Here is a 5,803-nt window from a genome sequence, read left to right as displayed (position 1 = left end):
GCTAAAGTCTACTGAAGTAGACTAAAGATTTTTTGCTATATTTAGTCATCTTCAGATGACTTCCGCTATTAGCAAGGAACTTCAGTTCCTTGCGGGACATGGCTTTTACGTTAAGTTGACACGTATGGGCAATGCCATGCCCCTACGAGAAATCTATATGTATCAGGATTTTCGTGAATTGGTATCAGGACAGGCTCAGTGCATCGCCTAAATTTATTTATGGGCTTGGTAAATTTTTGACTTTTGACTTTTGACTTTTGACTTCCCCAAAGGGGCTGACTATGCTTGCGATCGCTATATCATATCGTCTTTCACAGGTACTTCCCTCTGCCCAAGCGATCGCTTATCCTGATTTTGAATTGTAATTACCTTAACTGTTAATAATCTGTTCCACCGCAACAGAAATATCTGGAAATGCCAGAGGTTGAATTGTTCCTGTAGTCAATATCAGTTTTGTGGCATACTCTCCGTCTAAGATTTCTCGAAACACCACTAGGTGTAGCTTTTTGATATTGACAACCCAATACTCTAAAATACCTGCTTCTGCGTAGATTTTGCTTTTTCTCTCTAAATCTTTTTCTAAACTAGAGTTAGCATACTCAATCAACCAGAAAATATTTTCTGGATAGGGATGATGCACTTGATACTCGCGTCCTAAACGTTGGACAATAGCAATATCTGGTTCTGGTTCCGAGTCGTTGGGTAAAGTGATAGGCTTGGCTTGACGTATCGTGGCACGCTTACCTAACAAATTCGTTAGATACTCTGCGGATTCATGACTACAATAAGCATGGGGTTCCCCTTCCGGGGACATTTCGACAATTTCTCCCTTAAGTAGTTCTACTTTGCGATCGCTCAAAATCCCAGCATCAATCATGCGGTGATATTCGTCAATCGTCCACTTAGCAACAATAACAGTCATGACGATTGATTCCTCCCAATGATTATTGATATTTTCTCATCTTAAACGTATTTCAAAGGAAGCCGCTAGCGCGTATGTACCCGTTTAGCCAAGACTACAATCATTAGGGTTGTAGTTATTGGCAACAAAGTGCAATCTAAATTGGTATAACGGACAGGGCTATTTCGTTCTAAACATAAACCGCCCAGAACTAAAGTTCCCAGGCTTTTAGCTTAAGTCCACTAAAGTGGACTAAAAACCTTTCTTAGTCGTCTTTAGACGACTTTTGCTATTAGCCTCAGAATTTATTCTGAGGCGGGCTAGATGAGAATGAAATAGCCCTGGTATAACAGGTATTAATTTTTCAGGACTTACGCAAAAACTCTCTGCAACTCTTATTCCTTCTCCTGTCGGAGACGCCAAGGGCGAACGTGTCCTTCGTGCCAACTCTTGGAGACGCACTCGCGTTCGCGGTTCGTTATTCCGTAACTCGTGCGTAATATCATGTCCGGCTAAATACTTGTCATTACGTTCGCTCTTAGCGTTCCCGAAGGGTACGCAGCGATAGCGGAGTGAAGTAATCGCAGAGTCAAAGGGAATTGCTTCGCTCCACTTCGTTGCACTCGCAATGACATATCATAAGCAATTTGCCGGACATGATATAAGTCCTATTTTTATTAAAATTTAATACTTAACAAAAACTCCACTTACTTTGAGAAAGTGGAGTAATTAATGTTAGACTATGAGTAACGAATCATCGCTAGTCTAGTATTTTTATTGACACTGCAAAAACTAAATTAATCTAAAGCTTTCTTAAGTTCGTCTTTAATGTTTTCTACAGTGTGAGCAACTTGGGCTTCGGCTTGCTTTGTTTGTCCTTCAGCTTTATCTTGTGGATTACCGGTTATTTCACCCACAACCTCTTGAATTTTCCCTTCAATATTTTTTGCAGTAGCTTCTACTCTTTTTTCGGCACTCATGGTTTTGATTTCCAGCTTGTAGTTGATTCAGCTATTACATAAACTAACAGTAGTGTATTATTTTTGACTTCCATCAAGGGAGAGAAGTATTTGTTAGATTATGTATCTTAAGATAGATACGGGGTGCGACAGAACACCCACCTTCAAAAATATGAAAATATTATAAATTCACGGTGTCCAGATCCCCGGCTTCTCAAAGAAGCCGGGGATCTAACTTTTCATGAATGATTTAGGACTGCTATATGCATCTTCATAGAGAATTAGTATAAGTCAAAGCAAATTTTCAACAAAAGGAAAGTAAAGGAGTGACAACAAAACGTCAAAAAAATGTATGGAGGAGTGAGATTACTGACATCATTCGGGGTGCTTGCGGAGGTTTTTTATTTGGTATACCTTTACTGTACACAATGGAGGTTTGGTGGATTGGATCATTGGTAAAACCACAACTGATGATGATGGCGATCGCATTAATGTTTATTGTGGTTTACTTGCTCAATCATACAGAAGGCTTTCGGAAACGCAAATATAGCTGGCTAGCTCCTCAAGCTGCAATGGATACCGTAGAAGCGATTGCGATCGGTCTAGCTTGCTCTGCCTTTGTGCTACTACTATTGCAAGAATTGACCCCAGAAACTTCCCTAAAGGAATCTTTAGGTAAAATCATCTTTGAAAGTGTACCCTTCACTCTCGGTGTAGCTTTAGCGAACCAGTTTTTGGGAAATATTAGTAAGAGCAATGGAAAAGAACAGACAACCCCTCAAGAAAACGGTTCAGCAAAAGATGAGTTACACGCCACCTTGGCCGATGTAGGTGCAACCGTAATTGGTGCAACCGTAATTGCATTTAGCATCGCTCCAACAGATGAAATTCCTATGCTAGCAGCCGCAGCCTCGCCGCCTTGGCAGTTGGCAATGATCGCCACATCTTTGCTGATTTCTTATTGCATTGTATTTCAGGCAAACTTTTCTGACCAGCAAAAGCGCAAACAGCAAAAGGGAATTTTCCAACGCCCATCAAGCGAAACCATTATGTCCTACCTAGTGTCACTGCTAGCAGGCGCTTTTATGCTGTGGTTCTTTCAAAAGTTAACTTTTAGCGACCCTTGGACAATGTGGTTAGATCACACGTTGATACTAGGCTTACCTGCAACTATTGGCGGTGCAGCCGGAAGGTTAGCAATATGACTAAAACAGAACAACCACCACGCTCTATTGCAGAGTGGGTAACATTCAGCGTTGCCTCACTTATCCTAGCAATCATTGTGAGTCTGGTGGGCTACACTTGGTTGAACGAAAAGAATCAACCTCCCATCCTTTCTCTCACCAAAAAACAAACAATTCGAGAAATTGATGGACAATTTTATGTTCCCTTTGAAGTCGTGAATACTGGAGGAGATACAGCCGAGTCAGTTCAAATTATGGCTGAGTTACTAATTAACGGCAAAGTTACAGAAACAGGAGAGCAACAGATCGACTTTTTATCTAGTGGTGGCAGTGAAGAAGGCGCATTTATATTCAGCCAGAACCCGCGCCAAGGTCAGTTAAATCTGCGTGTTAGTAGCTATAAATTGCCCTAAAAAAGATTTAAAACCGCAGATATAGCGATGCTCACGGGTAGGGACACGGCAATGCCCATTGGTGTCAACTTACAGCTATTTTCAGGTAAATAGACCACGCGGTAGGGGTAAAGCGCATTGCTCATACGTGTCAACTTAACGTAAAAGCCATGTCCCGCAAGGAACTGAAGTTCCTTGCTAATAGCAAAAGTAATCTAAAGATTACTAAATATCCGTAAAAATCTTTAGTCTACTTCAGTAGACTTTAGCTAAAAGCCAAAGAACTTTAGTTCTAGGCGGGTGAGTCCGCCAACAGTTAACCTATTTCAAGGCTTTTGTTGACACCAATGAGCAATGCTGTGCCCCTACAGCATGGTCTATTGACGATCGCACGATAATTAAGAAAAACCTGAAAACTTCCGGGAGCATCGTTAATGCACATCACGATGAATTTGTACAGTGCGTAAGTCCTAGGATTAAAAGTCTGTAGAGCCACTTAAAACATCAGAACTTAACTAATCCGGTAAAAAATCTTCATCTAAACATTCATCCGCAGTAAACGGAGAGTCTACGGGAAAAGTATCAAGGGATAAACCAGTTTCATCACTAGCTTGCTTTCTTGCATCTTGATAACACTGTGGCAAAACTTCCTGAAAATATGGTTTTAAACTAGGACTATCTTTAAAAGTTCTTCTCAACCTGCGGCGATGTTCTCTAATAGTTCCTTTCCAACTATTAGAGCGTTTTTCCTGCTGGTATTTATATTTTAGTAAATGCATTAATAAAACAACTAAATTACTCTCAAGCGCGTGTTTTTCACTTCTCCCCATGCATTCAATCTCTTCGATAAGATTTTCTAAATCAACCTCAGAAAATCTGCCTTCTTTTAATTGTTTAGCAGTTGTCTCTATCCACAGATAAAAATCTTGGTCGTAAAGATGAGAGTTTGTAAAAACCGTTGGTTGAGGTGCTGTCATCTGATTTTTTAATTTTCTAGTGCAAGAAGTTACTTTTTATCTAAGATGATTTTGAAGTTGCTTGCAAAACTTCTAGCATCGTATTTGCGGCTTCAAAAGCATCATAAGGAGACGAAACAGGATAAGATTGTCCAGATTTTATTAGTTCAGTCTCTTGTTGGGCTAACTCTGATACTAAAACCTGCACAATATAAAGTTTATCAGCGCGGTTAAGCCCTTGCAGTGTATTAAGTAATTCGACTGAAACCATCTTTAATTACCAATTGCCATTTATGCTCACACATCCATCATCGCTTAAAATTTGAAATTGTTTTAAAGGCGAATTTGGTTATTTCAGCCATTTTTAGGCTATTGTATACAATCGACTTTTACGAGCTATATCTTGCTCATTTTTTTCTTTTGCCCCTAGATGTGATTAATATCATCAGAACTTCAATTATTAAACATACGCCAAACTTATTCATTGAAAGCGGCGGGAAACTCCATCCCCTCGTGGGTGGAGAGGGATAGCCGCCCCGCCGCTTTGGGCATTGGTAACTTCTTCCCCATGCCCCATGCCCGATTCCCCATGCCCAAAAACTCCATCCCGCAAGTGGCGTGGAGTTTTTCATTTATCTATGTAAAAATCTGCTGTAAATTTAAAACAAAACCAGGGAGAACATCTTCACCCGATAAACTTGTGGGAGATTGTAAAACCTCTGGTGCAAGATTTGGGCGATAAATTATTACTTGTTTATCTTTAGGATTAATTAACCAACCTAGTTGTAAGCCATTTGCTAAGTATTCTGCCATTTTGGCTTTAGTATCTTCCACATCATCAGTTTCAGAAACTAATTCCACTGCAAAATCAGGACACAAAGGGATAAATTTCTTTCTTTGTTCTGGGGTAAGAGCATCCCATCTTTCTATCCTTACCCAAGAAGCATCAGGTGAACGAGTTGCCCCATTTGGCAGTTTAAATCCAGTAGAAGAATCAAAAGCTTTTCCGAGCTTATTTTGATTGTTCCAAAACCATATCTGACCTAATAAATCAAAATTACGGTTTCCCGTTTCTCCCCCAGTGGGTGACATGATAATTAATTCCCCTTCAGCAGTTAACTCTAGCCGTAATTCTTTATTCACAGCTACAATTTGTGCAAATTCCTCATCTGTAAATTGCAGATTAGGAGGTAATTGTAAGGTTAAAGCAGTCATAATTAATTGCGCTCCACAAAAATCCTAGTTGCACTTTACCAGATTCAAATAATTCTGGTTCCTTGTCTTTCAATGTTTTAAGCGTATTACTAGCGACATCAAAATTTAGCCCCATAGACAAAAAATATAACATTGCTGCCAGTTCCATCAAATTCGGCTTTGTGTAATAAATACTGAAGGGGAATTAATTATCATG

8 protein-coding genes are annotated in these 5,803 nt (G+C 39.8%); 3 read left to right on the top strand and 5 right to left on the bottom strand.

Annotation, left to right across the window (positions count from 1 at the left end; genetic code table 11):
* The first annotated feature begins 55 nt into the window (after positions 1 to 55).
* Positions 56 to 211, top strand: coding sequence for a hypothetical protein (locus tag LC574_RS22970; protein WP_229455868.1), 156 nt, complete (start codon positions 56 to 58; stop codon positions 209 to 211).
* A 159-nt stretch (positions 212 to 370) separates the two neighbouring features.
* Here the strand turns inward: LC574_RS22970 and LC574_RS22965 are convergent, their stop codons facing one another.
* Positions 371 to 922 (bottom strand): Uma2 family endonuclease, encoded by a 552-nt coding sequence (locus LC574_RS22965; RefSeq protein ID WP_229455866.1) that lies wholly within the window; start codon positions 920 to 922, stop codon positions 371 to 373.
* Positions 923 to 1,698: 776 nt separating this feature from the next.
* The gene (locus tag LC574_RS22960; protein WP_229455865.1) at positions 1,699 to 1,881 is read right to left on the bottom strand and encodes a CsbD family protein; all 183 of its coding nucleotides are present in this window, start codon (positions 1,879 to 1,881) and stop codon (positions 1,699 to 1,701) included.
* Positions 1,882 to 2,186: 305 nt separating this feature from the next.
* On the opposite strand from LC574_RS22960, the gene LC574_RS22955 reads away from it, so the two are divergent.
* Together LC574_RS22955 and LC574_RS22950 are read left to right on the top strand one after the other, a co-directional pair.
* A complete protein-coding gene (locus LC574_RS22955; RefSeq protein ID WP_229455863.1) occupies positions 2,187 to 3,065 on the top strand; it encodes a TIGR02587 family membrane protein in 879 nt (292 codons plus the stop codon).
* Positions 3,062 to 3,457 carry a TIGR02588 family protein gene (locus tag LC574_RS22950; protein WP_229455862.1) on the top strand — a complete coding sequence of 132 codons (396 nt, stop codon included), beginning with the start codon at positions 3,062 to 3,064 and terminating at the stop codon, positions 3,455 to 3,457. Before LC574_RS22955 ends, LC574_RS22950 begins: the two co-directional genes overlap by 4 nt.
* 494 nt (positions 3,458 to 3,951) lie before the next feature.
* On the opposite strand, the gene LC574_RS22945 is transcribed toward LC574_RS22950, so the two are convergent.
* The 3 genes from LC574_RS22945 to LC574_RS22935 form a co-directional block, all read right to left on the bottom strand.
* Positions 3,952 to 4,413 (bottom strand): DUF29 domain-containing protein, encoded by a 462-nt coding sequence (locus tag LC574_RS22945; RefSeq protein WP_229455854.1) that lies wholly within the window; start codon positions 4,411 to 4,413, stop codon positions 3,952 to 3,954.
* Positions 4,414 to 4,453: 40 nt separating this feature from the next.
* Positions 4,454 to 4,663 carry a hypothetical protein gene (locus LC574_RS22940; protein WP_229455852.1) on the bottom strand — a complete coding sequence of 70 codons (210 nt, stop codon included), beginning with the start codon at positions 4,661 to 4,663 and terminating at the stop codon, positions 4,454 to 4,456.
* Between the two features lie 365 nt (positions 4,664 to 5,028).
* Positions 5,029 to 5,607, bottom strand: coding sequence for a Uma2 family endonuclease (locus tag LC574_RS22935; RefSeq protein WP_229455851.1), 579 nt, complete (start codon positions 5,605 to 5,607; stop codon positions 5,029 to 5,031).
* Between the last annotated feature and the right edge of the window lie 196 nt (positions 5,608 to 5,803).

The sequence above is a fragment of the Nostoc sp. CHAB 5715 genome, assembly GCF_020829685.1.
Lineage (GTDB): Bacteria > Cyanobacteriota > Cyanobacteriia > Cyanobacteriales > Nostocaceae > Nostoc.
Note: the sequence above shows the minus strand (reverse complement) of the source record. Positions and strands in the feature narration are given on the sequence as shown.